The 25,709-nt window shown below is 59.5% G+C and carries 21 protein-coding genes; 10 read left to right on the forward strand and 11 right to left on the reverse strand.

All coding sequences use genetic code 11. From position 1 onward, the window contains the following. Positions 1 to 40: 40 nt before the first annotated feature. Positions 41 to 1,369 (reverse strand): M18 family aminopeptidase, encoded by a 1,329-nt coding sequence (locus BUE38_RS14015; RefSeq protein ID WP_073435830.1) that lies wholly within the window; start codon positions 1,367 to 1,369, stop codon positions 41 to 43. A 165-nt stretch (positions 1,370 to 1,534) separates the two neighbouring features. On the opposite strand from BUE38_RS14015, the gene BUE38_RS14020 reads away from it, so the two are divergent. Beyond that, positions 1,535 to 3,619, forward strand: a complete 2,085-nt coding sequence (locus BUE38_RS14020; protein WP_073435831.1) for a carboxy terminal-processing peptidase — start codon at positions 1,535 to 1,537, stop codon at positions 3,617 to 3,619. A gap of 155 nt (positions 3,620 to 3,774) precedes the next feature. Here BUE38_RS14020 and BUE38_RS14025 read toward each other — a convergent pair whose 3' ends face one another. After that, positions 3,775 to 4,482, reverse strand: coding sequence for a GntR family transcriptional regulator (locus BUE38_RS14025; protein WP_073435832.1), 708 nt, complete (start codon positions 4,480 to 4,482; stop codon positions 3,775 to 3,777). A gap of 277 nt (positions 4,483 to 4,759) precedes the next feature. Between BUE38_RS14025 and BUE38_RS14030 the strand changes: the two genes are divergently transcribed. From BUE38_RS14030 to BUE38_RS14045, 4 genes are all read left to right on the forward strand, one after another. Then, positions 4,760 to 6,163: a flagellar biosynthesis protein FlgA gene (locus tag BUE38_RS14030; protein WP_073435833.1), complete on the forward strand. Its 1,404-nt coding sequence runs from the start codon at positions 4,760 to 4,762 to the stop codon at positions 6,161 to 6,163. A 108-nt stretch (positions 6,164 to 6,271) separates the two neighbouring features. Next, on the forward strand, positions 6,272 to 7,255 hold the full coding sequence (locus tag BUE38_RS14035) for a Bug family tripartite tricarboxylate transporter substrate binding protein (RefSeq protein WP_073435834.1): 984 nt from the start codon (positions 6,272 to 6,274) through the stop codon (positions 7,253 to 7,255). A 93-nt stretch (positions 7,256 to 7,348) separates the two neighbouring features. Continuing rightward, complete coding sequence (locus BUE38_RS14040; protein WP_073435835.1) at positions 7,349 to 7,843, forward strand: tripartite tricarboxylate transporter TctB family protein; 495 nt, start codon at positions 7,349 to 7,351, stop codon at positions 7,841 to 7,843. Positions 7,844 to 7,894: 51 nt separating this feature from the next. Further along, the gene (locus BUE38_RS14045; RefSeq protein WP_073435836.1) at positions 7,895 to 9,391 is read left to right on the forward strand and encodes a tripartite tricarboxylate transporter permease; all 1,497 of its coding nucleotides are present in this window, start codon (positions 7,895 to 7,897) and stop codon (positions 9,389 to 9,391) included. A gap of 87 nt (positions 9,392 to 9,478) precedes the next feature. On the opposite strand, the gene BUE38_RS14050 is transcribed toward BUE38_RS14045, so the two are convergent. Then, positions 9,479 to 10,393 carry a hypothetical protein gene (locus BUE38_RS14050; RefSeq protein ID WP_073435837.1) on the reverse strand — a complete coding sequence of 305 codons (915 nt, stop codon included), beginning with the start codon at positions 10,391 to 10,393 and terminating at the stop codon, positions 9,479 to 9,481. Positions 10,394 to 11,007: 614 nt separating this feature from the next. Between BUE38_RS14050 and BUE38_RS14055 the strand changes: the two genes are divergently transcribed. Further along, positions 11,008 to 11,949: a LysR family transcriptional regulator gene (locus BUE38_RS14055; protein ID WP_073435838.1), complete on the forward strand. Its 942-nt coding sequence runs from the start codon at positions 11,008 to 11,010 to the stop codon at positions 11,947 to 11,949. 181 nt (positions 11,950 to 12,130) lie between these two features. Here BUE38_RS14055 and BUE38_RS14060 read toward each other — a convergent pair whose 3' ends face one another. From BUE38_RS14060 to BUE38_RS14085, 6 genes are all read right to left on the reverse strand, one after another. Continuing rightward, a complete protein-coding gene (locus BUE38_RS14060) occupies positions 12,131 to 13,621 on the reverse strand; it encodes an aldehyde dehydrogenase family protein (RefSeq protein ID WP_073435911.1) in 1,491 nt (496 codons plus the stop codon). Between the two features lie 143 nt (positions 13,622 to 13,764). After that, on the reverse strand, positions 13,765 to 14,664 hold the full coding sequence (locus tag BUE38_RS14065; RefSeq protein WP_073435839.1) for an NAD(P)-dependent oxidoreductase: 900 nt from the start codon (positions 14,662 to 14,664) through the stop codon (positions 13,765 to 13,767). A 129-nt stretch (positions 14,665 to 14,793) separates the two neighbouring features. Continuing rightward, on the reverse strand, positions 14,794 to 15,942 hold the full coding sequence (locus BUE38_RS14070; protein ID WP_073435840.1) for a M20 aminoacylase family protein: 1,149 nt from the start codon (positions 15,940 to 15,942) through the stop codon (positions 14,794 to 14,796). An 80-nt stretch (positions 15,943 to 16,022) separates the two neighbouring features. Then, a complete protein-coding gene (locus tag BUE38_RS14075; protein WP_073435841.1) occupies positions 16,023 to 17,321 on the reverse strand; it encodes a DUF3100 domain-containing protein in 1,299 nt (432 codons plus the stop codon). Positions 17,322 to 17,549: 228 nt separating this feature from the next. Further along, positions 17,550 to 17,693 carry a type B 50S ribosomal protein L36 gene (gene ykgO / locus BUE38_RS14080; RefSeq protein WP_073435842.1) on the reverse strand — a complete coding sequence of 48 codons (144 nt, stop codon included), beginning with the start codon at positions 17,691 to 17,693 and terminating at the stop codon, positions 17,550 to 17,552. A 5-nt stretch (positions 17,694 to 17,698) separates the two neighbouring features. Further along, positions 17,699 to 17,974, reverse strand: coding sequence for a type B 50S ribosomal protein L31 (locus tag BUE38_RS14085; RefSeq protein ID WP_073435843.1), 276 nt, complete (start codon positions 17,972 to 17,974; stop codon positions 17,699 to 17,701). 266 nt (positions 17,975 to 18,240) lie between these two features. Between BUE38_RS14085 and BUE38_RS14090 the strand changes: the two genes are divergently transcribed. The 3 genes from BUE38_RS14090 to BUE38_RS14100 all read left to right on the forward strand — a co-directional run bounded on the left by BUE38_RS14090 (position 18,241) and on the right by BUE38_RS14100 (position 20,208). Beyond that, the gene (locus BUE38_RS14090) at positions 18,241 to 18,528 is read left to right on the forward strand and encodes a hypothetical protein (protein ID WP_143166334.1); all 288 of its coding nucleotides are present in this window, start codon (positions 18,241 to 18,243) and stop codon (positions 18,526 to 18,528) included. 153 nt (positions 18,529 to 18,681) lie between these two features. After that, complete coding sequence (locus BUE38_RS14095) at positions 18,682 to 18,879, forward strand: hypothetical protein (RefSeq protein ID WP_143166335.1); 198 nt, start codon at positions 18,682 to 18,684, stop codon at positions 18,877 to 18,879. Between the two features lie 330 nt (positions 18,880 to 19,209). Beyond that, a complete protein-coding gene (locus tag BUE38_RS14100) occupies positions 19,210 to 20,208 on the forward strand; it encodes a TerC family protein (RefSeq protein WP_073435846.1) in 999 nt (332 codons plus the stop codon). A 93-nt stretch (positions 20,209 to 20,301) separates the two neighbouring features. Here the strand turns inward: BUE38_RS14100 and BUE38_RS14105 are convergent, their stop codons facing one another. Continuing rightward, the gene (locus BUE38_RS14105; protein WP_073435847.1) at positions 20,302 to 20,667 is read right to left on the reverse strand and encodes a hypothetical protein; all 366 of its coding nucleotides are present in this window, start codon (positions 20,665 to 20,667) and stop codon (positions 20,302 to 20,304) included. 398 nt (positions 20,668 to 21,065) lie between these two features. On the opposite strand from BUE38_RS14105, the gene BUE38_RS14110 reads away from it, so the two are divergent. Continuing rightward, positions 21,066 to 24,617 carry a hypothetical protein gene (locus BUE38_RS14110; RefSeq protein WP_073435848.1) on the forward strand — a complete coding sequence of 1,184 codons (3,552 nt, stop codon included), beginning with the start codon at positions 21,066 to 21,068 and terminating at the stop codon, positions 24,615 to 24,617. Positions 24,618 to 24,799: 182 nt separating this feature from the next. Here the strand turns inward: BUE38_RS14110 and BUE38_RS14115 are convergent, their stop codons facing one another. Beyond that, positions 24,800 to 25,675 (reverse strand): LysR family transcriptional regulator, encoded by an 876-nt coding sequence (locus BUE38_RS14115; RefSeq protein ID WP_073435849.1) that lies wholly within the window; start codon positions 25,673 to 25,675, stop codon positions 24,800 to 24,802. Positions 25,676 to 25,709: the final 34 nt, after the last annotated feature.

Consider the following 25,709-nt stretch of genomic DNA (forward strand, 5'->3'; position numbering starts at 1 on the left):
GCCTTGTCGCTATCCTTGTCGTTATGTGAAGAAGGTCGACCTACGCCAGTTCGGGGCTGTTGAAGAAAGCTGTCAGCACTCGGGTCAGGTACTCCACGTCCTGGGTCCCCGCCGTCTCGCGTATGGAATGCATTGCCCACTGCGGCACGCCCACATCCAGGGTCGGCACACCGATCTCGGTCGCGGTGATCGGACCGATAGTACTGCCACAGCCCATATCCGCACGGGTGACAAAGGTCTGTACCGGCACCTCGACCTCCTCACACAGCGCCCGGAACATCGCCGCAGTGGCGCTGTTGGTGGCATAACGCTGATTGGAGTTGACCTTGATCACCGGACCGCCATTGATTGCCGGGCCATGCTGGGCATCGTGCTTGTCGCGGAAATTGGGATGCAGTGCATGGGCGTTGTCACAGGAGATCATTCGTGATGCCTGGATCAGGCGAATGTAGTTCTCCTCACCGCCCTGCCCGAGCTGAGCATTGATGCGCTTGAGAACATCGCCGAGGAAGGGCCCCTGGGCACCGCAGGCGCTGGCACTGCCGACTTCCTCGTGATCATTGGCCACCAGCAGCATTCCCTGGCTGCCATCGGCCTCGAGCATGGCTTCCAGCCCAATGAAGCAGGACAGCAGGTTATCCAGCCGCGCGCTGGCGATCAGCTCACCGCCGACTCCCACAATCGAAGGCGGCTGCAGATCATGAAAGCCAATCTCGAAGTCCAGTACCTGCACATCGCTCAGTCCGTGCTGCTCCTTGATCCAACCCTCGAGCAGACGATCGAAGTCCTCCTTGTCACCACCCTGGAGAAACACCGGCGCCATCTGGGTCTGTGCATTCATCGCACGTCCCTCATTGGCATCGCGGTCCATATGGATGGCAAGATTGGGAATGATGGCCACCGGTTGTTCGACATGAATCAGCAGCCCCTCGAGGCGCCCATCCGGGTGGCGAACATGCACTCGGCCTGCCAGCCCGAGGTCTCGATCGAACCAGGGCGCCAGCAGGACGCCTCCATAGACCTGCACGCCCAATTGCAGCCAACCTGCAGAAGTCTGGGCGGCATTGGTCTTGAGTCGAAGACAGGGGCTATCGGTGTGAGCGCCAACCATTCTCAGCGCTGCCAGTGGCGAAGCAGGCAGATTGACGGCAATAATGGCAGAGTCGTTGCGTGTCACATAAAAGCGGTCACCCGGCTTCAGTGACCAGGTATCCGTCTCATCCAGACGCCGATACCCCGCCGCTTCAAGACGCTCGGCCATGTTCGTCGTGGCGTGCCAGGGGGTTGGTGAATGGTGAAGAAACTCGCGCAGGCGATCGAGCCTTGCGGCCTGAGTGGAATCATCCTTTAGCAGGCTCTCCTGTGACATGGGCGTCCTCTGGTGCATGATGAATAGTTAGGGGGGTCATGGAACAGGTATCGACCTGATACAATACCGGCTGTTCCTGCGAACAGATCAGCCAGTTCTCACGAACCCGCCGACTGTGTCGGTGTCAGACCGACGAGTGTACACCAATCCTGGAGTGCTTCATTGATGAGCCTGTTTGAGTCTGTGGGTCGCGCGCTATCGCTGTCCCTGCTGCTAGCGGCCCCAACAGCACTGGCTATTCCCTCGCCCGGGGATGACCAGCGCCAGGCGGCCATGGAGGTGGCCGAATCATTACGCTACGGCCACTACGCCGATGTGAGGCTTGACGACCAGTGGTCCACTCGCGCCTTCCAGCGTTATCTCGACATCCTTGACGGCCAGCGCGCCTACCTGCTGCAGAGTGACGTCGACCAGTTTGCCGACCTCAGCATGACAATGGATGACGCCATTCTGGATGGCGAACTGGAAAGAACCTACGAACTCTATGACCTGTATCAGCAACGCGTCACCGCTCGCCTCGACTGGTTGATCGAAGAACTCGATCAACTGGACATGAGCTTCGACAGTGATGAGCGACTGGAGCTGGATCGCGAGGATGCTCCCTGGGCGACCAGCGAGCAGGAACTCGACACTCTCTGGCAGAAACGTCTGGCCGATGCGGCACTGACACTGTCGATCAGCGGCCAGGAGGATGAGGAAGTCATCGACACACTGCGCGACCGTTACGAGACCCAGCGTCATCGTGTCGAGCAGACCAATGCCGACGATATCTTCACCATCCTCATGGCCGGTGTCACCGGCACCATCGACCCGCATACCGAATATCTATCCCCTCGGCAGAGCGAATCCTTCGACATCCAGATGCGCCTGTCCCTCGAGGGCATCGGTGCCCTGCTGCAGGCCGATGGTGAGTACGTGAAAGTTGCCAGCCTGGTGCCCGGCGGCCCTGCCGAGAAGGACGGTGCACTCAAGCCGGCTGACCGCATCATTGCCGTCGGCCAGGAAGGCGAGGACATGGTCAATGTGGTCGGTATGCGTCTGGACGATGTAGTCGACCTGATCCGCGGCCCCAAGGGGTCCGTGGTTAACCTTGAAATCGTGCCCGGTGAAGCCGTCGACATGACTCGCTCCACCGTCATCGACATCACTCGAGACACCGTCAAGCTGGAGGATCAGGCCGCCAGCAGCGAGGTCATCGAGGTTGAACGCGATGATGGCACCCATCGCATCGGCATGATCACGGTACCGGCCTTCTACGTCGACTTCGACGCCTGGCAGGCCGGCGAAGCCGACTACCGCAGCACCACTCGCGACGTCGCTGCGGAAATCGAGAAGCTGAAGGCCGAGAACGTCGAGGGCATCGTACTCGACCTGCGCAACAATGGCGGCGGCGCCCTGCAGGAAGCCAACTCGATGATCGGCCTGTTCATCGATCGCGGCCCCACCGTCCAGGTGCGTGATGCCCGCGGACGCATCAGCCTGTACGGCGACACCGATAGCGGCTCACTGTATGACGGCCCGCTGGCAGTACTGGTCAATCGCCTGTCGGCTTCAGCCTCGGAAATCTTCGCCGGCGCTATCCAGGACTATGGCCGCGGCCTGATTGTCGGCTCCAACACCTTCGGCAAGGGCACAGTACAGACACTCAGCGACCTGAACTACGGACAGATCAAGCTGACCCGCGCCAAGTTCTATCGCATTTCCGGCGAAAGCACCCAGAACCGCGGGGTCAAGCCGGATGTCCAGTTCCCCAGCCTGATCGATCCCGAGATCATCGGTGAAAGCTCACTGGACAATGCCCTGCCCTGGGATACCGTCAGCGAAGTCCAGTATCGCAGCTACGGCACACCGCGCCAGTACCTCAAGGAACTGCGTGAACGCCACCGGGAACGTGCCGATGAACATCCCAACTTCCATTACCTGGAAGAACGTGCCGAACTGGCCACTCGCATGCGCGAGCAGCACACCAGCATCAGTCTGAATCGTGAGCAGCGCCAGCAGGAGGCCGACACTCGGGATGAGGAGATGCTGGCACTGGAAAACGCCAGACGCGAGGCACTGGGACTGGAACTTCTGGAAGACTGGACCGATGCCCGCAGTAGCGGCGAGGAAAGTGGAGACACCGCACAACCTGATGAGAGCGAAGAGGATCAACCGGTGGATCACGCCGAAGTTGAGGAAGCCGCTGAGATCCTGCTCGACTTCTCTCTACTGGGACCCAGCTGGCAATATGCCATCAAGAACCAGTAACCCTCGAGGCAGGGTCACTGCATGAAAAGAGGCCGGGGCAATCTGCTCCGGCCTCTTTCGTGAATAGCACTTTGTGAATAGCTCCTTGTGACTGGCACCTTGTAAACAGCATCTTGCGAACAGCACTCCGTGAATGACACAGGTACGGCCGCCAGTCAGACTCCAGGCTGATCGCTGTCTTCCCGCTTCCCCTGCTCCACGATCACCTCAGCCTCGCCATTGGCGTACTTCATCCAGGTCTTGCCGAGGTGATTGCGCAACTCGCGCCCCATTCGCTCGGCATCACGCGCGGCCAGCGCCGCCATGACGGCCTCGTGCTCGATCATTGCCACCTGCCACTTATCGGTCCGCTCATTGGATAGATAACGCACGCGATACAGCTGACGACTGAGGTTGGCATGAATCTCGATCAGGGAGGCGTTGCCCGACAACGCCACGATGCGGTTGTGGATGTCCTGATTGAGGCGGAAGTAGTTCTGGCGGTCACGGCGCAGAAACGCCGCCTTCATCTCGTAGTGCATGGCCTGCAGCTCGGCGATATCGTCATCCGAGGCATTGACGCAGGCCAGCTCGGCTGCCGCCTGCTCCAGCACACTCAACACATGCGCCTTTTCCTGCATGTCGCGGGGACTGACATCCGCCACCACCGCGCCTCGATGAGGCAACAACACGACCAACCCTTCCGTGGCGAGAATCTTCAAGGCTTCGCGCATCGGGGTACGCGACACCTGCAGTTCCTCGGCCAGCGTCCTCTCGGGTAGACGCTGGCCGGGCTGGAAGTGGTCCATCACGATATGTTCGCGCAGATAGTTGGCGACCTTTTCCACCAACCCTGAACGCCCTGGCTGCTGTTCGTCTTCCATCCAGATGGCTACCTCCAGCTGTTATGTACCGATAATGGCATACCATTATAGAGAAATTCAATTGCTCGGCGTACATGCTCCCTTCTTCTTATCCATTGGATTCATTGAGTTGCCAGCAGCCACATTGCGCCCTGGACGAAAGTCTCAGCCCGAAGTCATTGACGGCAAAAATGGTATACCACTACATTTCTCCCACAGACACGACATCTCTTGAAGGCACCTGAACAGCCCGACAGGCGGTGCACCCATCGCGTTTTCTGTGGAGACAAACCTGCCAATGAACTACCTACATCACTTTGATTCATCTCAGGTTGTCGAGGCCTGTGTCGCGGGAGCCGGAGATTTTGGCCGTGGTCTACTGCGCCAGGCGCTGCAGATGCCCGGCCTTTCTGCACGTATCGCCGTCGATGTCACCGCCAATGGAGCCGCTCAGGCGCTACGCTCCTGCGGCATTGCCGAAGATCAGATAATGGTATGCCATACTTCTGAAGAGGCATTAATAGCTTGGCAGAAAGGGCTTTTCATCGCTTCAGGATCATTGGACGACGTCATTGATCTACCTTTCGACATCCTGGTGGAGTCGACTGGTATACCAGAGGTGGGAGCTCTCCATTCAGAGACCGCTATTCTGGCCGGCAAGCATGTCGGTATCGCCACCAAGGAAACCGAGTCCGTGGTGGGTCCATGGCTGACTCGGCTGGCTCAACAGCACGGACGGATCTTCACCCCACTGGATGGTGACCAACCTGCCCTGCTGATCGGGCTGATCAGTTGGGCCCAGACGCTGGGTTTCGAGATCATCGCCGCCGGCAAGAGCAGCGAGTACGACTTCATCTGGCACCAGGACCAGCAGAGCATTGTATGCAACGGGCAGGTCAACCCAGCTCCCGGCATGGCGGCGCTGTGGGACCTTCCGGAGGATGACCAGCGCACCACCGCCCTGGCTCGTGGACACCACCTTGCCGACATTCCGCAGATTTCCGCCCCGGACCTGTGCGAGATGACCAACGTGGCCAACGCCACCGGATTGCTGCCTGACCGCCCGGAGTTCCACGCACTGGTACTACGCAACCATGAAGTACCGACGCTGCTCGACAGCGAAGCTCGGGGCGGTGTACTCGCGGGCCACGCTCGACTGGAAGTCTTCAACTGCCTGCGCCGCCCCGACGAGTTGAGCTTCGCCGGCGGTGTGTTTGTCATCCTGCGCTGTGTCGATGCCGACGACTGGCAACTGCTGCGCGGCAAGGGACATGTGCTGAGCCGCTCGGGCCAGAGCGCCATGGTCTATCTGCCGCGCCACCTGTTGGGCCTCGAGGCACCGATATCACTACTCGATGCGGTGCTCAAGCAACTGCCATCCGGCGGTGGCCAACACACCCAGCCCCATGTTGACCTCGTCGCTCGCGCCACAACCGATCTGACAGCCGGACAACCGTTGGAAATGCGCGGCCACCACCGTCACATCCAGGGCCTGCAACCGGAGGTACACCCGAGCGCACCGCTGGTCGGCGATGCTGCGGTCCCCTTCTATCTTCTGCCCGGCGCAGAGGTCCTGCGCTCGGTCCGTGCCGGACAGCTGATCACTCTGGCTGACGTGGCACTTCCGGACTCCCATCTGAAGCGCCTGCGACATGCGCAGGACGAGCTTTTCCACGGCACGGTTGCGCCTGCCAGCGCCTGAGCCTGCCGTTTTCCAGCAACCTCAAGCACCACCAGACCAGCCAACAACCACAACAGATCCGATCACAACAAGTCTGACTACGACAACAAGACTACCGGAGCACTCACCATGTTCGATACGCGCAACGTCAAGCCTCACCTCAAGTCCTACCTCCTTGCCGGCTCTGCTGGCCTGGCCCTGGTCTGGGGTGCTGCCGCCATGGCCGAAGAGGCGGCCGACTTTCCGTCCGGACCGCTGCAGTTCCTCGTCGCAGCAGGTGCGGGAGGCGGCACAGACAACTTCGCACGCACCGTGAAACCGATGCTCGAGGAAGCACTCGACACTCGTGTCACCGTGATCAACCTGCCTTCTGCATCCGGCGCCCTCGCTCATCAGCGCACCGCCAACAGTGACCCGGACGGCCATACCCTGGATTTCGCTTCCTCGACGCTGGTGACCTCATTGGCCGCCGGCCAGAATCCCACCGGCCTTGACCAGCTGACACCGGTAGCGCGCATGCAGTCCGATGTCATGACGCTGATCGTCGACCCCGAGAAGTATGCCGACTTCGATGCCTTCAAGGCCCACGTCGAGGAAAACCCCGGCGACGTCATTATCGGCGGCACCCACGCAGCCAGCCCGGATCGCATGGCCTTCCTGTCATTACGCGATGCCTCGGGCCTGGACATGAACTTCATTCCCTATGACGAGGAAGGCAGCGTGGCCGCCAACGTCATGGGTGGCAACATCGATGGTTTGTTCGGTGAAATCAGCTCGGTGCTGAGCTATATGGAATCCGGCGAGATGATGCCGATTCTGGTGTTCGCTGAGGAGCGTCTGCCCAACTTCCCGGACATACCCACCACCGTGGAGAACGGCTGGGACCTGACCGACGGCAATGAGCGCGGCATCTTCGTCAATGCCGAGACACCTGATGCCATCGTCGACAGACTCGAAACTGCCCTCAAGGAAGTCTATGACTCCGAGCAGTATCAGCAATATGAGGAAAAAGTGAATCTTCACTACCGCGAGGGCTGGCTGGGCAGTGAAGACTACCGCCAGAAACTCGAGGAGAACTACGAGCTGTACAAGCGTCTGCTCGAGAACAGTTAGTAGCCTGAGTACACGGAGTGGAGCCACTTGGGCTTCGCTCCGCCCCTCAGAGGTCATCGCCGACCTCCCTCGCCACCGGCCAGGTCAACCCTCATGAATACCAAACTCACGCTCTTTGCCGCCGTCGTCATGATTGTCGCTGCGGCGGCGCTGATTCCTACCCTGCAGCTCCCCGGTTCAAAGGAGGTATCCACTCTTGTCGGGCCACGGTTATGGCCGCTGAGCCTGGTGGTCGCACTGATGGCCTTCGGCGCATTTCTGCTGGTGGATACCCGCAAACAGGCCCGCAAGGAAGCCGATAGTAGTATGCCCAGCGAATCGAACGACAAGCCCATCGAGTCGGCGCAAGCGGCTGGCAACCGGTGGTCCATCGCCGCCAATCGCCACTGGTATCTCATCGCCATGACGGTGATCTACACGCTGTTGATGCAGACCCTGGGCTTCCTGCCATCAACGGTGGCCTTTGCACTGGCGATGAGCTGGTTGCTGGGTGCTCGCCACTGGGGGCTGATTCTCGCCACCGTCGCCATCGCCGTGGTGTTGATCCAGGGCGTATTCGTCTTTCTGCTGGGCATCCCGCTGCCCTGAGGCAGCCCACTCTCTCTTGTTGAAGAACCAACCGTTGTCGAGGAGCTGACAATGCTGGATAGTTTTCTCAGTGGGCTGGCCGTGGTCTTCGAGCCCATTAACCTGCTGATCCTGACCTCCGCGGTCTTCATCGGATTCATCGGCGGCGCTCTACCCGGCATCAGCGGCGTGATCCTGGTGGTGATCCTGCTGCCGGTCACCTACGGCATGGAGCCGACCCAGGCCTTCATGCTGCTCACCGCCATCTATGGCTCGACGGTCTTCTCGGGGTTGATCACCGCCATTCTCTATCGTGCGCCCGGCACTCCCGAGGCGGTCATGACCTCGTTCGATGGCTACCCCATGACCCAGCAGGGAGAGGCCGGCAAGGCCCTGGGCATCGGCATCCTGAGCTCGGCCATCGGGGGCCTCGTGGGCACCATTGCGCTGATCGTCTGCACGCCATTGCTGGCGTCGGTGGCACTGAAATTCTCATCTCCGGAATACTTCGCGTTGGCCATTCTCGGCCTGACGGTGGTGTCCTCGCTGGGCGGACGCCTGATTCTGGGACTGATCGGCGCCGCCATGGGGCTGTTCATTGCCACCGTCGGTATCGACCCGCTGACCGGCGTCAGCCGCTATACCTTCAACAACCTCAACCTTTCCGAAGGTATCGGCCTGATTCCGGTCATTGTCGGTCTGTTTGCCGTCTCCGAAGTCATGAAGCGCTCCCTGGGGGGAGAAGCTCACCAACCGCTGACCCGCGTCAAGGTCAAGATCTTCGACATGCCGATTCTGCGGCGTATTGGTGTGACCCTGTCACGTTCCTCACTGCTTGGCGTGATCATCGGCATCCTGCCCGGTATCGGTGCCAGTACTGCCGCCATGGTCAGCTACAGCGAGACGGTGCGCTGGTCGAAGCATCCGGAACAGTTCGGCAAGGGAGCCCCCGAAGGTATCGCCGCTCCGGAGTCGGCCAACAATGCTGCCGCCATGGGAGCGCTGGTACCGCTGTTCGCGCTGGGCATTCCCGGCAGTGGCACCACGGCCATCATTCTCGGCGCCTTCATCATGCATGGCCTGCAGCCCGGCCCACTGTTCATGGTCAGTAGTGCCGACCTGATCTACGCCGTATTTGCCGGACTGTTCGTCGTCAACTTCATGATTCTGGCTTTCTCCAAGCCGTTCATTGCGCTCTTTACCCGACTGCTGAACGTACCCTACTCGGTACTCGGCCCCATCATCATCATGTGTTGTATCGTCGGCACCTATTCGGTGAGCAACTCGATGTTCGACGTGTGGCTGATGCTGGGCTTCGGTGTGATCGGTTACCTGCTGGAGAAGATCAACTTCCCGACCGTCTCGATCATCCTCGGACTGGTACTGGGCCCCATCGCCGAAAGTGAGCTACGCCGCACTCTCGCCATGTCTCAGGGGGATCTCTCGATCCTGATGGATCGCCCGATCAGCGCCACGTTGCTGGTGATCTCGGTCATATTGTTGATCGCCGCCATCATCGTCCCGCTGCGCAAGCGTGCTAGAGCAAAGGCCGCTGTATCCCAACACTGAACCCGCCAGCCAAGGCACACGAGTCATGAGCACGCCTCTGCTCATGACTCGCAGCTCATTGCCCGCCTACTTCAGTTGCATTTGCGCTTACCGTAACCCTGTCGGGCCTTGAGGGATCGACTGACCCTCTACCATGAAAGCGATGGCCGTGGCGTCATCACGCAACTTGAGTCGAGGGTAGGCCTGAGCCTCGGGGTCCTGCTCCTCAGCGTTCCGCAGGGCGGCAAGAATTTCGCGGAGCCCATCTCGGAAAGCGATCTCGAATAGCTCTTCACGGGAAAACAGCCGGTAGGTATCAACGGCGCGGAAGAAGCCGTCACTCATGGCCAACAGACGCTGGCCATTCCGGGCGGGCATCAACACCCGCTCCAACTGAGTTGTCAGCCCAGCAATGGGTTCGACAACATCGTATCCGAAGAGACGGTTGCGTTGTGCCACATTGTCGTAGATGACAGGCACGGTTGCTTGAAGCGCCTCGGTATGCGGTGCTCCAGTGCGTATCTTGAAGTCAATCAGGAAGTCGATGGCTCGCTGCTCGAGGCCACTGACAGCGCTGTAACCAAAGCTGGTCACTTCCCCAGCGGAATCCTCATAGAGCAACACGCAATCACCAGCATTGGTAAGCTCAAGCGTTTCGCCGATCAACCGTGCAGCCCCGAAGCAGGCAAAGGGAGGGCCCCCGACTACACACGCTCCAGGCTGTCCGAGTTCGGCGAATTCCTCTGCAAGGCCGCCCTGCACCTCCGCGACCAACGCCTGAGTCTCGCAATGAGGTGTCAGGCGCTCAAGGAAATCTTGTGCGAAGCGGCGTACCAGCCAGGCGGCATCGCTGGGATAGCCACTACGCGTCACCCCGGAGTTGACGGGCGCAGCACCATCCATCCACAGCACACAGTCAGCGCGTCCCTCAACCCAATCGGCATTGGCATCACCCTCCGGGTCGCCAAGTTGCTCGAGAACCTTCAGGTTGACACTCCGGTTTAGCGTTTCTCTGCTCGTCATTGGCGACTTCCCCTGTGACCGAACGGCTGTGGGCTGCTCCTGCACCGGTGCAAGAGGAGTGACGCGTTGAGATGTCCCCATGATCAGCCTGATGATCCCACTCATTCGCTCCGACAGCGATACGCCTAGCCAGTTCCGCCGAACTGCGTCATGGCCGAACTGCATCATCTTATGAACCCGGCATGCTTTCATGTTGGGTTCATGGCGGCACAGGGACGTGCCGCCGTCGGCCATCAGGCCGACGCGAGAAAGCACCACACCAGCAGATCCGCGCATCTGCGCCAATGTGGTGCGGACGAAAATCAAATCGATCAGGATGAGCTATTTGATTGCCATGTTAATAGTATCAAGCCACCAAATCGCCATGGCCTACCCGCTTCAATGTCAGCGAGCAGCAAACGGGGCTCCCCCAAGTTATACGCCCAAGTTATACGCCCAAGTTATACGCCCAGATTGTAGGTCATGGTGCTCACCTGCGCGGACCAGTCCACGATCCGACCGTTACCGGGATATACTGGAAGCTGTTTGCGTCTGGATGATCATGACAACAAGACCTGCGCCGGCAATGAGATATCGGCCAGCACACTCATCGCTCGGGAGTTCAGAGAACAGGAATGGATATCCCTCACCAACGACTGGTGTATTTTCAAGTGACGATCGAGGCAGGCTCCGTGCGCCAGGCCGCGGCACGCCTCGATATAGCGCCTTCCGCTGTCAGTCGCCAGCTCACGTTGATCGAGGCTGCTCTTGGTGCCCCACTACTGGAACGATCGCGCAATGGTGTCGTGCCGACAGCCGTCGGAGAGATGCTGCTGGAGTACTGCCGTAAACGCTCAGCGCTGGATGATACGTTCAGTGAGGAGCTTGATGCCTATCAACGCCTGGAGACCGGCCATCTGTCGCTGACCGTCGGAGAGGGCTTCGTCGGCGACCTGGTCGATGCGCCACTACGTACCTTCACCGAGAGTTATCGTGGTGTACGCCTCGACGTGAATACGGGCAGCACCTGCGAAATCATTGATGCTGTTGTCGGGGACGAGGCTCATATCGGGTTGATGTACCACGAGCGGATCCACCCCAAGCTGCGCTTCTGGCATTCCAGTCGCCAACCACTGGTGGCACTGATGTCCCCGACCCACTGCCTGGCTGGTGAGAAGGATGCCTTGTCCCTGCCTGTGCTCAGCGAGCACCCGTTGGCACTGTGGCGCACCGGACATGGAGTGCGCCAATTGGTCGATGATGGGTTCCGTGAGGCAGGGCTGCGTCACCAGGTCAGCATGCAGACCAATTCACTGTCCGTGCTGAAGCATGCCGCCCGCTCCGAACTGACGCTGACACTGCTGCCTGCTTTCGCAGCGGCCAGGGAACTGGAGGATGGTCTACTCGTGGCCCGTAATGTTGACTGCGAGCGCTTCCGCCAGGCCCACGCACATATTATCACTCGTGTCGGTCGGCGCATGCCCAGGGCCGGACTGCAATTGCTGCGCCATCTGGAACGCTGGATGCGCGCCTTCAACTCACGCACGGAAGTGGACACCAACGCCACACACTCCTGATCCTGCGTCAGCCCAACTCAATCCAGCCCAGTCCAGCCCAACTCAATCCAGCCCAGTCCAGCCCAACTCAATCCAGCCCAGTCCAGCCCAACTCAATCCAGTCCAGTCCAGCCCAACTCAATCCAGTCCAGCCCAGCCCAGCCCAGCCCAGCCCAGCCCAGCCCAGCCCAGCCCAGCCGGGTCAGCCTACGCCATTGCCATAGCCCATGGCCACGCTGGCAGACGTCGCCGTCTCCACCCACACGCTCTGGGCCACCGTGTATTCCTTGAGCCCCTCCACACCGCTGGAGCGACCAAATCCACTATCGCCGAAACCGCCAAATGGCGACATGACATTGATCGCCTTGTAGCTGTTGATCCATACCGTACCGGCACGCAGCCGAGCGGCCACCCGATGGGCGCGGGCCGGGTCCTGCGTCCATACCGCCCCGGCCAGGCCAAAGCGTGTGGCATTGGCCAGCTGCACGGCATCCTCCTCAGTATCGAATGGCATGACCACTACCACTGGACCGAAGACTTCTTCCTGTGCGATGGCCATATCCGGGGTGACATCGACCACGACGGTGGGCGCCAGATAGTAGCCCCTGGCGTCCTGCGGCAGAGTGTCCGGACGACTGCCACCACACAACACTCGTGCGCCCTGCTGCCTTGCGGCCTCGAGCATTGCAGTGATGTGCTGATACTGCCTGGCATTCTGGACTGGCCCCATCAACGTCGCATCATCGTCAGGCAAGCCGACCGTGATCTCGCCCGCGGCTCGAGCCAGCCGCTCACAGACCACATCCAGGACTTCCCGCTGGACCAATAATCGGGAACCCGCGACACAGCTCTGGCCTGCGGCGGCGAAGATGGCAGCCTGGGCTCCAGCCACAGCGTCGTCCAATCGGGCATCCGCAAAGACAATGTTGGCTGACTTGCCGCCCAACTCCAGCACGCTCGGCACAAGGCGCGCGGCGCCTGCCTGGGCAATACGTCGCCCACTCTCCGGCGAACCGACGAAGACCAACTTGCTGATACCGGCATGACCGGTCAGTGCAGCCCCGGTGGTGGCACCCACTCCATTGACGATATTGATCAACCCACGAGGCAAGCCGCCGTTTTCCAGCAACATGGCAAGCACAACCGACGAGAAAGGGGTCATTTCCGAAGGCTTGAGCACTACCCCATTGCCTGCTGCCAGCGCCGGCGCCAACTGCCAGCCGCAAGTGAACATCGGAGCATTCCAGGGCGTGATCTGGCCGACGACCCCATAGGGCACAGGACGCACATAGTTGAGATGCGAGGTGGGCACCGGAATTACCTCGCCATGTTGCTTGTCGCACCAGCCGGCATAGTACTCGAACATCTCACGGACCTTGTTGACCTCGCCGCGACAGTCACGAACAGGCTTGCCCGCCACAACACTCTCCAATCGTGCCAGCGTCTCCTCATGGCCACGCAATGCCCCGGCGGCAGCCGTCATGCGTCGCCCCCGCTCGCTGGCTGTCAGCGCCATCCACTCCTGCTGACCACGAGTCGCGGCTTCCACCGCGGATTCAACCAGCGCGCTACCGGCGTCACGATAAGCCACCAGCGGAAGGCCCGTCACCGGGTCCAGCAGTTCGATGACTTCGCCCTGCCCCGCCAGCAGCTCCCCGTCGACCCAGTTACTGAGCGGCACCTCTGCCTGCATTCCCAGTGTTGCCAGAAGTTCGCTGATACACTCCACTGCTCTGGCGTTGAGAGGGTTGCTGGGAGAGGTCTTGTGAGAGCTCGTGGGAGAGTCGCTAAAAGAGCTGTTGAACGAGTTGCTGAAAGAATCGTTGGGCAGGCTCATTACGTATCCTCCTGACTTGATGGCGAACCATTGGCTGACGCACGGCCCAGAATCGCATCAGTGATATGGTTGAAATCAGCACCGTCAGGCAAGGCACCTGAATCCGCGTGCCACTTCTCGACGACACTGTTCAGTAGATCCAGCGACAGCCCCTGGTCAATGGCGGCATCACGTGCAAGACGAAGGTCCTTGCGCATCAGGCCGGTGGTGAAGCCGGAATCAAAGGCGCCGGAAAGAATCCATCTGGAGAAGTTGACCTCACTGACGGCGCTGCGACCAGAACCGCTGTTCAGGCCCGCCAGGCAGGCCTCCGGAGCCACTCCAGCCCGCTGTGCCAGTGCAACAGCTTCGGCTGTCGTCAGTAGATGTGCCGCGCATAGGTAGTTGTTGGCCAGCTTGACTACATGCCCACTACCCGCTGCGCCCACATGGGTATAGCGTGCCGACATCGCCTTGAGCATGGGTTCGACACGTTCAATGGTCGCCGTCTCCCCCCCCAGCAACATACCGAGACTCCCTGCTGCAGCCCCCGCCGGCCCACCACTCACCGGCGCATCAAGCCACTCAAGGCCAGCCTCGACCACCTTCCGAGCCAGCTCCCGAGTGACCACCGGGTCACTGGTCGAGGTGTCAATGATCACACTGCCTGCAGAGGCGTGTTGCAGTAACCCGGGAGAGGACTCAACCACCTCCCGAACATGTGCCGAAGTGGGTAACGACAGCAGATAAACGTCAGCGTCTGGCAGGACTTCCGGGGAGATCACTGTGAGTCCCCGAGACGCCACGTTGTGGCGAGCGCTCTCGGCAACATCTGTGCCCAGCACCGTGAATCCGGCGGCATGCAGAGTGAGCGCCATATTGCCGCCCATGTGGCCCAGACCGATGACTACAATCTTCATGATAACTCCTGCTCTGTACTTGTCTGATACAGGACCTCGTGCCGAAATGCAGGCAAGGAGGCACTGGACCATGCCAGGAAGGCACGGCCAGACAGTGGTTGCATTCAAAAGGAAGGTGCGCAGACAGCGCTAGCCGAGTAGCGTTCTCACCAACGTGGTCCAGTACGCCACACCGAGCGGTGTCAGCTCATCGTTGAAATCGTAATGTGGGTTATGCAGAGCAGCACTGTCCTTGCCATTCCCCAGCCAGATGTAGGCGCCAGGGCACTGCTGCAGCATGAAGGCGAAGTCCTCCGATGCCATGGAAGGTGGCATATCCCGGTGCACCTGGCGGATGTCCGGCATCGCCTCCAGTACTTCAGCACAGCGATTGGCATGAGCAGGCGTATTGAAGGTGGCCGGATAACGCGACTGATAGTCGATGCTGGCCTCCAGGCCATGGAAGGTCGCCAGCGAGGCAATCGCCTGACGGAAACGTGCTTCGATATAGTGGCGCAACTCGGGGTCGAAACACCTCACAGTGCCACACAGTTCGACGGTTTCCGGCATGACATTGTAGGCATCCCCTGCATGGAACTGCGTCACGCTCAGGACGGCGGTTTGATGCGCAGGCGTCTCACGACTGACAATGCCCTGAAGCTGGCTGACCAACTGGCATGCTGCCAGCACCACATCCTTGCCCAGGTGAGGCATGGCGGCATGGCACCCATAGCCCGATAGCTTCACGGTAAATACGTCGAACGCTGCCATTACCGCCGTCTCGTGCACGGCGGCCTCGCCGACGGCCAGACCCGGCCAGTTATGGACGCCATACACGGCTTCCATGGGGAAGCGCTCGAAAAGGCCCTCCTCGACCATGACCCGTCCGCCGCCCTCGTTCTCCTCCGCCGGCTGAAAGATGAAATAGACACGGCCGGCGAAGTCCGGGTTGTCGGCCAGCGCCCAGGCGGCCCCCAGTAACATGGTGGTATGCCCATCATGGCCACAGGCATGCATCTTTCCCGGTGTCCGAGAGGCATGGGCGAAGGCATTGGCTTCCGTCACGTCCAGTGCATCGATATCGGCCCGGAGCCCGATGGCACTGCCACTGCCGCGACAGCCATCGACCCAGGCCACCACGCCAGTACCACCGCCCAGCCCGGTAACCATTTCGATACCTCGGGCATCGAGGATCTCGGCGATCCGAGCACTGGTACGCTGCTCCTCGAAGGCGGTTTCCGGATGACGGTGAAATTCATGGCGCCATTGGCGCAGAATATCCGGCGTGATAGTCGACATAGCATTTTTCCTGTTGGGAATCACATTGGTTACACAAGCGCCGGGGTTACAGAAATGTCTGGGCTACAGAAGTGCCTGGGTTACAGAAGCGCCTGAGCAACCACAGCCGAGCCGATGAAGGTGCCGGTGAACACGAGCAGCGACACGATGACCAGCTTCCAACCGGCCTGTCGGAACATGGTGAACTCCCGCGGTGACAGTGCCAGCCCGGCATAGGCCAGAACCGGAGTGACAATGGCGAGGAAGCTTACCGACTGTAATTGCTCGACGACCCAGGCATTACCCGGGAACCACGGCAGGGTCACGACAATACTGACCAGTGAGACCCAGGCGACGCCCGGCAGGTAGAAGGGAGCAACGCGGGTGATGACCAGCCCCAGCATGGTCATGGCATAAAGGATCACCATTCCCGGTAGAGCCATCATCAGGGAGCCACCATTGATGGTGTTGCTGACCCAGCCAACCACGCAGACTACCGCCATGACGATTGCCGTCTGACCGAGATGACGTTCGGGACGTTCCTCGTCACTCACCGTGGTGGCAAAATCCGGTTGTTCCGTAGCCCTGGCGCCCACAGAACGCGCTTCCCGACGCCCTGAACACCACTTGAAAATACGCTCGGCCATCGGCAAGGCGATGAACAACGAGATGTACAGGCCGGTCGCATAGGTCAGCAGATTGCTTGCGCCAGCGAACGCCAACAGCTCATCACGCATCTCCGGCAAGGCACCCGCAATGGCTCCAGAACAGGCCGCCACCATGCTGCCACTGCCCACCCCGCAGGCCATCGCCAGGGCGCGCGGATCAAAGATATCCAGTGTGGCCAGATAGCCTGCCATCAGCGCAAACCAGAGTGTGCCGAACATGGTGCCCACAACATAGACGCCCATGACACCGATACCTTCCGGCCCCTTGAGACCATACCTGTCGGAAATGATCGCAATATTGGGCTCACGGGCGATGGAATAGGTGGCGCCGATGGCCTCCCGCCCCATCTTCAGCACCAGCACTGCGAATGGCATGGCCACCAGCATCGTGCCCAGATTGCCCAGTTCCTGCAGGATCAGCGCCGGACCGGCACTGAGAATCTGCTCGATGGCGGGTCCGATCGTGGAGCCGAAACGAGCGATGAATGGCATGATCGATAGCAGAATGACCGGGGCTGCGGCGGTACTCAGCTTCACCGGCACCAGACGTGACGTAGCCGAGAATAGGTGCGGATTGAGCAGAAGCCCGATGATGAAGGCATAGAACAGTGGCAAAAGCAGTAGCGTACCGGGCCCGAGAGGAATCTTGATGATGCCGACGGCTTCTGAGATCAGGGCTGCAACAGCCACGATGCTGTGCAGACGCCAGTCGAGGAGCATTGAGAGTTTCATGTGAGCGCCCTGTTGTTGTAATTGCGGCAACGACAGCTCGACCACCGGCAGGAGATGGAACCATCGTCATCTCCTCGAGTATCGAAGGACCTCACGCTCTAATAAAAGGTCAACAGTGTTCTGTTTTATCGACCTCCATCTTCAGGCGAGCCGAGCACCTCGCTGATCCGACGAGATATTACCGCCCCGCTACTACCGAGCTTTCATCTCTCAAACAACCGGCCACGATCACCGTGGCCGACGTCTTCCTCCCTGGCGCGCCTTGAAGCGCGGGTTGGTCTTGCAGATGACATAGAGCCGCCCTCGCCGCTTCACCACCTGGCAATCGGGGTGGCGGTTCTTGGCCGATTTGAGTGAACTCAGTACCTGCATGACACCTACCCCTGACCGGAATCACTGGGCTGACGGGAAAACTGACCAAAACGCTGCTGGAAGCGTGCCACACGGCCCTCAGCGGAGACCCGGCGCTGCTCACCGGTATAGAAAGGATGAGACGCACTGGACACATCCAGTTCGACCAGCGGATAGGTCTTGCCGTCCTCCCAGACGATGGTCCTGTCGGAGGTACAGGTGGAGCGGATACGGAAGCTCGTATCGCTGCTGGTATCGCGGAAAACCACATAGTCGTAGGCGGGGTGAATGCCCTTCTTCATGTCTTGCTCCGAATAATTATGATATAACATAACAATTAAACATGATTCTCATTACTTCGTAAAGCCCTTCATGAAAGTCACTTCATGGCCAGACGTCGATAAACAGTACCCCACCATGCAGCCTCCCTCCTTGCGCTTGACCTGTGGGTAGCACCTGGGTCCAGACTCAGGGTGATGACTTCGGTCCATTGTCAAACCGCCACCGGACATGAAACCTGGTGGTCATGGTCAACACTGTTGGACAGATCGATACGAGGGATAGGCACATGAATAGAAACCAAAGCCTGGTCGTCGCCGCCACCATTGCCTTCGGTATGTTGAGCGCAGGATCACTACTCGCCCATGATGGAGATGAAGGCGCCACTCAGGGAGGCGGCACCCACATGCTGGGGGATGGCAACATGATGAACGGTGCCGGTCAGGACATGATGAGCGGTGAGGAGATGCACGGCCAGATGATGGGCATGATGGGAGACATGGAGGAAATGCAGAAGAACTGCAACGCGATGATGTCCCGGACGCAACAGCCCGCTCAAGACAACACAGAAAGCTGATGCTCGGTGGCGATTCCCGGCTGGGAGTCGCCACGCCCAGGCTCCCTCCCTCGCCCCCTTTCCAGTTCCCTTTAATGAACCACTCCATCTACCCATTTCCGGTCCATGGGCGTATATTCGGTCGGCATCTCGATTCCTCCGGAACTCCCCGACATGATCAAGGCTCTCTCCATCTGTTTCACGGTCCTGCTGGTTCAGCTCGCGGCACTGCATTGGGTCGACAAGCGCACCAACAACACTTCTCCCAGCGAAGCCAGAAATGTTGCCACCGTCGTTACCCAGACGTCTCGGGAAGATGACGATTCGAGCCAGCCGTTGACGTCGGGGCAGGACACCTCGGGCAGCGCCTGAACGGTTCGTCCGATCTATACACAGGCCTGGGTCGCCACGCACAGGCCTGGGGCATCGGGCACCGCCAGCTTCCTGCTGATGAACCATCATGGTCCGCCTGAACCCAGGCACAGGTCTCGGCTACCCCATTCCGCGCGGCCGTATACATCCCTGTTGCCAGCTGTGCAGCAAACCGTCAGAATCCCTAGCTGAAAGGGAGTATTCCCCGGGAGACCTCTCCCGGCACTGTCCTCGTCAACACGGACCCAATGGTCCCGGTGGCAGCAGCGTCGTTCATAGCGTCGCGGAAGAGACTTTCGGAAACGACACCGTTTACCCGGAGGACTCTTCATGGATATCCCTATCTGGCTGTGGCTGGCCACAGCGGGCGGCATCATTGCCCTGTTTCTGTTCGACTTCGTATTTCACGCGCGAAAACCCCACGAACCCAGCTTCAAGGAAGCCGCCGCCTGGTCGACTTTCTTCATCGCCGTGGCCATGCTCTTCGGTGCAGGTGTATGGGCCGTTTGGGGCCCTCGGTATGGCTCCGAGTATTTTGCCGGCTTCATCACCGAGAAAAGTCTGTCGGTGGATAACCTCTTTGTCTTCGTGATCATCATGGCCCGTTTTGCGGTGCCACGGATTTACCAGCAGAAGGTCCTGTTGCTGGGCATCGCCATCGCACTGGTCATGCGAGCCTTGTTCATTGCACTGGGCGCTGCCGCCATCAGCCAGTTCAGTTGGGTCTTCTACCTGTTCGGTGCCTTCCTCATCTACACCGCCGTCCACCTGGCGCAGACTCAGCTCAGCGACAGCGATCACAGCGATGAAGGCCAGCCAAGCTGGGTTGAACGCCAGGCCCGCCGCGTTTTTCCCTCCACCAGCGAGTACCATGGAAACCAACTGCTGGTCCGCGATGCCGGCAAATGGCTGGTCACCCCCCTGTTCTTCGTCGTTGTCGCCCTGGGCTTCACCGACCTGTTGTTTGCGCTGGACTCCATTCCAGCGATCTTCGGGTTGACCAAGGAGCCCTATATCGTCTTCACAACAAACGCCTTTGCCCTGTTGGGGTTACTGCAACTGTACTTCCTGCTCGGAGGTCTGCTGGATCGCCTCGTCTACCTGGGCTTCGGCCTGTCAGCCATCCTCGGCTTCATCGGGATCAAGCTGATACTGGAGGCCCTGCACACCAACAACCTGCCGTTCATCAATGATGGCCAGTCCATTCACTGGGCTCCCGAGATCCCCATCTGGCTCTCGCTGACCATCATTATCGGAACCCTGGTCATCACTACTGTTGCCAGTCTGCTCAAGACGCGCGGCATCAACCGCAAGGACACCCAGTCCTGATATCCCGCTCATGGCAGCTAATTTCTGACACTGGTTTCCAGATACCTCATCTACCTCGCCGGGCATCAGGTCCGGCGAGGCCCGACATTTCCATCAGGACTGCTGCGGCTCCCTTTCATAGACCATGCTGCAGGCCTCAGCACTGAGTTCCTGGTTGTCCTCGGTCGAGAAGCTCTCGACCAGGCGGACAAGCTGCTCGACTGAAGGCTCGCTGAGTCCCTCTTCTTCGAGATCCACACGCGCGGCTTCCTGCGCCTGCTCGAAGATCGCGGGATCATCCAGCAACGGAGCACAGGCATGAGCCATCATCATGTCGCCCACCACTCCCTGTACCAGGATGTTCTGCTCCTCCGTCAGCTGTGACGCCACGGCTTCCATCTCCTGAATGATGTCCTGATCGGCCACTGCGCTGGCAGGTGCAGCCAACATCAAGGCCACCAGGGGGATAAATCTGTTCATTCCGCTCTCCTTGTGGATGTCAGACCCCGAACTGGCAATACCCACCGCTGGATCGACAGCAGGCTCCATATCCCGGACGGGTAGAACTTTTCAGCCTAAAGCGGTGCAGAGAAGGCATCAACAGGAATCACTCTGGGCCACTATCGAGTTCCATTGATCGAGTTCCATTGATCGAGTTCCACTGATCTCAGCCTGGACGCGTCAGCGACTCATGGCTGAAGTCGGTCTCCGCCTCTCATGGCATCGGAGTGTTCAACGCTACGCTCTTTTGCCCACTCGCTGTTGCCAAACTGTCATTCAGACGTCACGCCGCTTGCTCAAACTACCTCTCGCGGCGGTTGAATCGGACTTCTCGTCGCTCGCCCCATCAGCCAGCGCCAACTCAGGAGGAGTGCCAGATGCGTGTCGACCCCCAGGCCAACCCGACCGAGCTATCTCTCACACGTAACAACGCAGCCTTCACTACGGCTCTCGGCCTGGCCAAACAGGTGGCAGACAACGACACTTCCACAACGTCACTGATCCTGGGCAACGACAACTACGAGAACCTGCTCAACTCGCTGGCCTCCCATCTGGCCGATGGAATCAACACCGACAAGCGCACCGTGGCGCCCCTGACAGGTGATGCCGCGACACAGTTTCAACAATTGGTCACTGCCGAACTCGACGCACAACGAGCTCGCGGGGAGACACCCAATCTTGAGTCCGCCATCGACAACGCAAAAACGGCTCTCTTCGATCGCATCGGCCATGCCCTGAGCAATAGCGGGCGCGATACCGAGGCTGGACTTGATGTGTTCGAAGGTTACTGGAACCGACACGGCGGCAGCGACGCAGCAGTGGATGCCGGTTACGATGCCTACGATGATTTCCTCGCGGATACCACTCTGATCGACAACCCGAGCTACGAGGACAACCTCAATGCCCTGGCGTCGGCTCTGGCTGGCGGCACGCTGACCGGCACACGCAACATCCTGCATCTGGATTCCTCCGACACCCTGTCTCAGCTCTACCGGAACCTGATCAAGGACAAACTCGATCAGGGCGCCGATACAGAGGAGGCACGGAATCAGGTCAATGAGGATCTACGCAACCGTCTTGACGGCGCTGGTGGTGATGACGTCGTCGATATCTTCGATGGTTACTGGAGCCGGCACGGTGGAGAGGAAGATGCCGAGGAACTGGCTGAAGAAACCTGGCTGGCCAATCGTGACGATGCTGACATTGCCTACGACAACACGTTGAATTCACTGGTCGACGACATGGCCGACGGCATCAATATCGACGACAGAACCGTGGCTCCGCTAACGGGTGATGCCGGTGACAAGTTCAGCCAACTGGTCGAGTATGAACTCAACCAGCAGCGCGAACGCGGTGAAACACCGGATCTCCAGACGGCCATCGATGACGCGAAAGACGCCCTGTTCGGCCGGCTCGGCAACGGGCTGACCAATGTCGGCAAGGACAGCGAGGCCGGGCTCGATGTGTTCGAGGGTTACTGGAATCGTCATGGCGGCAACGACGCGGCAGTGAGTGCCGGCTACAGCGCCTACGATGACTTCCTCTCCTATACCACGCAGTTGGACAACCCGAGCTACGAAGACAATCTCAATGCCTTGGCATCCGCAATGGCCGGAGGCACCTTGACCGGCACACGCAATATCCTTCACCTGGACTCGTCCGATACTCTTTCCCAGCTCTACCAGAACCTGATCAACATCAAGAAGAGCGAAGGCGTCGACCCGAGCGAGGCAGTCACTCAGGTCAATGACGATCTGCGCTCGCGCATCGGCAATGCCGCCGGCGAAGATGGCGATGCGGTGGTTGATGTGTTCGATGGTTACTGGAAGCGTCACGGTGGTGCGGACGACGCACAGCGTCTTACCGACCACTCCGAACTGGACACCCTGCGCCGCGATCACGATCTGCCGCCGATCAGTGAGTTGGATATTCAGTCCATGGAAACGTCGGAGGCCGATCCCGACGATAGCTCGCGCAATCTCACCGTGAGCGAGTTGACCTGGCAGAACCTGATCAATGACTGGAAGCAGGGTATCGAGGACGGCAGCATCGCCAAGGATGACGAACGAGCCCAGTTCTACCGTGCACTGCGTGCTCAGGGCGCTCTGGATAACGGCCTCGATATGACCGTGCTGGATATCTCATCGGGCCAGAATCTCGCCAATGCCACCGGTGACGACCTTTCTGCCATCATCGATGGAGGCAAGTTGGACGAGCGTCTGGGCGAGTTGTTTGTCTCCGATGCCGTACAGAAGGATTACCAGTCGGCTCAGACCGACGCCATCGACAAGGTGGCGAACAAGGACGAGATTGCCGACAGCCTCGAGGAAATGGCGTTCAGCGAAGAGTACGTCAAGTATATCGGTGATCTGCGCGAAAGCGGCCAGGGTGAACTGGCCGAGGCAGACATCTCGCGGACCTACAGCGCACTGGCAGCGCTGTTCCCGGCGACGGAGGATTCCGACAAGGCCGCCGAATTCGCTCAAGGCCTGCAGCTCGATGCTTCGATCATCGACCTGGACCACCTGATCGAGAATCCCGACCAGATCAACGACGCCAATACCGCCACTGCGACTCAGGATGTGGTCAAGATGGTGCTGACAGCGCTCAAGCGCGCCGGCGTCGATATCCCGAGACGCACCGTCGAGAGCATCGACAAGTTCGTCAATGAATATCTCAATGACCAGCAAACGGCGAAGAACTTCGGCAAGGCACTGCAACAGCTGGGCGATATCTTCCAGAAGAATGGTGAAATCACCCGCAACGATATCGACAACCTGCTGAAGAAGGACGTCTACAAGGCTCTCAATGAGAAGACCAACGGCGGCATGCTGTCAGTAATCAGTACGCTCAACAGCAATGGCGCACTGGGCTCGACCGGTGGCTTGATCTCGCTGGCATCAGGTATCTATCAATTGGCCGGCAAGGGCGGCACCCTCGCCGATACACCTGAAGAGCGCGTCGCCATTGCCAAGGAAATGATCGCCTTCTTCGGTGCCAGCCAGCATTTCGTCACGCTGGGCAGCAATATCTACGACAAGGCCAGGGGAACCAACGTCAATGCGATGCTGGGACTGGACAAGACGTTGCCCGAAATCTGGGGCAACGACAAGGCCTCCGGCTCCCCCTTCACCGATGAGAAAGGACTTCAGTTCGTCAAGAACATGGAGAAGATCATTGATGAAGCGCCCATTGCTGATCGTGAAAAACTGAGCCAGAAACTGGACCTCAGCGAGGAAGAGACCCGCAAGATCGTTGATGGCATGAAAGATGGCTATGCCTCCCGCCCCGGCCTCCCCGACGCGACCACAACAACCCGAACCATCAGCTCTTTTCTGCGTATTCTTGATGCCGGGGCCAATATCACTACAGGCGTCATGGATACAGTACTTGGCGGCTTGATGATCAAGCGTGGTGCCGACAGCGGTGATGGTGCCACCATCGCCCAGGGTTCGATAACCGTGGCAGCAGGAGCCTTCGGCCTGGCCGGAGGTGGCTCGGCGATGGCAGCGCTACGCGGCATCAGTTTTGCCCGCGCCGCCACCGGCCCACTGTTCTGGGTCAGCGCCGGCCTGACTCTAGCGACGCTCCCCTTCACCATCGTTCAGGACATCAAGTACAACAATGCTCTGGATGCCCATCGCAACGATCTTGATGATCTATTCGCCTCCCTCGACGAGGATGGCCTGCTTCAGGAAGACGGGCTCGAGAAATACAACTTCCTTGATGCCTACATGTACAGCTACGGTCAGCGCGATGCCCCCGAAGACACGAGCATCTTCGATTATCGCAGTGAAGAATATGAGTTCTATACCGAGGAGGGCCACCTGCCCGATCCGGTATGGGATGATCTCGAGCACGAGGATTACGCCGGTGACGGCAGCAACCTCGATACACAGATGGACAAAGGCTCGACGGTCGGTTCTTGAGCCGACTATCGGTGGCCGGGACGGCTACCGAAACCGATTCCGAGCGGACAGGAAATTGCTCGTTGGCCTCTCATCAACGCGGTTTACAGCGCCGCATGACGTCGAGCTGATTTACGAGACCTCCTCTACTATCGGCATCCGCGGTCTCACCTCAACCGAACTCGGCACCAGTTGGCGGCCGCTCACTCTCCAAGCTCTAGGATGATAAAGGCCTCCATGGCCTGGGCAGCCGGCGACAGACTACGCCGTCGCGGCTTGAGCAAACCGAGTTCGCGCTCAACGTGGGGGGTGGCCAAAGGTACGAAACGTAACCGTTCATACTCCTCGGGAAAGGCCAGGCGCGGCAGTGTGGTGATGCCTATGCCCGCTACCAGCATGGCGGTCAATGAGATCATGTTGGAAATATAGAAGTCACTCTGGGCCAGCAGCAGCTCGGCCTCGGTGCCCTCGAGTAGCCGCGAGGTGCCATTACGGATCAGTGCCTGTCCCTGCAGTTCCTGCCAGTCCAGTGCCTCTCGGCCAGCAAAAGGATGGTCGTCACGACAGACCACCCCAATGGCGTCGCGCATCAAGGGCTGGAAGTCCAGTTCCTCATCCACCTGCCACAGGCTGGTCAGTCCTAGATCCACCTCACCGGCGCTTACCAGCCGGCTGACGAAGTCGGCGGTACCATCATGGAGGCTGACCTTCAGGTCAGGGTAGTGCTGAATGAAATTCGACAACAGCCGCGGCATCAGACGGCTGGCCACCGAAGGCACCGCGGCCATATCAATATGTCCGGCACGCTTCTCCACCTGGGTAACCAGATCCCTGCTCAGACGATCATGCTGGATAATCAGCTCACGGAAACGTGGCAGGCAGTATGTTCCGAAGGGCGTCAGCATCGCCTTTCCCCCCTTTTCGAAGATCGGTTCGCCCAAGCGCTGCTCCAGTTCACGGACGGCCATGGATAGTGCTGGCTGAGTGCGATGCAGATGACGGGCTGCAGCATGGAAGCCACCTTCATCGACGATGGCCAGCACATAGCGCAGGGGTTGGATCTTGAGTTCGGGCAGCATGATATCTTCTCGACACCTTACAACGATAAAACAA

Origin of the sequence: Halomonas cupida (assembly GCF_900142755.1) — a bacterium.
In the GTDB taxonomy this organism is placed as follows: domain Bacteria; phylum Pseudomonadota; class Gammaproteobacteria; order Pseudomonadales; family Halomonadaceae; genus Halomonas; species Halomonas cupida.

Coding starts and splice junctions, on each gene's coding strand:
- BUE38_RS14015 (WP_073435830.1), bottom strand. CDS start 1,369: ATGTCACAGGAGAGCCTGCTAAAGGATGATTCCACTCAGGCCGCAAGG.
- BUE38_RS14020 (WP_073435831.1), top strand. CDS start 1,535: ATGAGCCTGTTTGAGTCTGTGGGTCGCGCGCTATCGCTGTCCCTGCTG.
- BUE38_RS14025 (WP_073435832.1), bottom strand. CDS start 4,482: ATGGAAGACGAACAGCAGCCAGGGCGTTCAGGGTTGGTGGAAAAGGTC.
- BUE38_RS14030 (WP_073435833.1), top strand. CDS start 4,760: ATGAACTACCTACATCACTTTGATTCATCTCAGGTTGTCGAGGCCTGT.
- BUE38_RS14035 (WP_073435834.1), top strand. CDS start 6,272: ATGTTCGATACGCGCAACGTCAAGCCTCACCTCAAGTCCTACCTCCTT.
- BUE38_RS14040 (WP_073435835.1), top strand. CDS start 7,349: ATGAATACCAAACTCACGCTCTTTGCCGCCGTCGTCATGATTGTCGCT.
- BUE38_RS14045 (WP_073435836.1), top strand. CDS start 7,895: ATGCTGGATAGTTTTCTCAGTGGGCTGGCCGTGGTCTTCGAGCCCATT.
- BUE38_RS14050 (WP_073435837.1), bottom strand. CDS start 10,393: ATGACGAGCAGAGAAACGCTAAACCGGAGTGTCAACCTGAAGGTTCTC.
- BUE38_RS14055 (WP_073435838.1), top strand. CDS start 11,008: ATGGATATCCCTCACCAACGACTGGTGTATTTTCAAGTGACGATCGAG.
- BUE38_RS14060 (WP_073435911.1), bottom strand. CDS start 13,621: ATGCAGGCAGAGGTGCCGCTCAGTAACTGGGTCGACGGGGAGCTGCTG.
- BUE38_RS14065 (WP_073435839.1), bottom strand. CDS start 14,664: ATGAAGATTGTAGTCATCGGTCTGGGCCACATGGGCGGCAATATGGCG.
- BUE38_RS14070 (WP_073435840.1), bottom strand. CDS start 15,942: ATGTCGACTATCACGCCGGATATTCTGCGCCAATGGCGCCATGAATTT.
- BUE38_RS14075 (WP_073435841.1), bottom strand. CDS start 17,321: ATGAAACTCTCAATGCTCCTCGACTGGCGTCTGCACAGCATCGTGGCT.
- ykgO (WP_073435842.1), bottom strand. CDS start 17,693: ATGCAGGTACTGAGTTCACTCAAATCGGCCAAGAACCGCCACCCCGAT.
- BUE38_RS14085 (WP_073435843.1), bottom strand. CDS start 17,974: ATGAAGAAGGGCATTCACCCCGCCTACGACTATGTGGTTTTCCGCGAT.
- BUE38_RS14090 (WP_143166334.1), top strand. CDS start 18,241: ATGAATAGAAACCAAAGCCTGGTCGTCGCCGCCACCATTGCCTTCGGT.
- BUE38_RS14095 (WP_143166335.1), top strand. CDS start 18,682: ATGATCAAGGCTCTCTCCATCTGTTTCACGGTCCTGCTGGTTCAGCTC.
- BUE38_RS14100 (WP_073435846.1), top strand. CDS start 19,210: ATGGATATCCCTATCTGGCTGTGGCTGGCCACAGCGGGCGGCATCATT.
- BUE38_RS14105 (WP_073435847.1), bottom strand. CDS start 20,667: ATGAACAGATTTATCCCCCTGGTGGCCTTGATGTTGGCTGCACCTGCC.
- BUE38_RS14110 (WP_073435848.1), top strand. CDS start 21,066: ATGCGTGTCGACCCCCAGGCCAACCCGACCGAGCTATCTCTCACACGT.
- BUE38_RS14115 (WP_073435849.1), bottom strand. CDS start 25,675: ATGCTGCCCGAACTCAAGATCCAACCCCTGCGCTATGTGCTGGCCATC.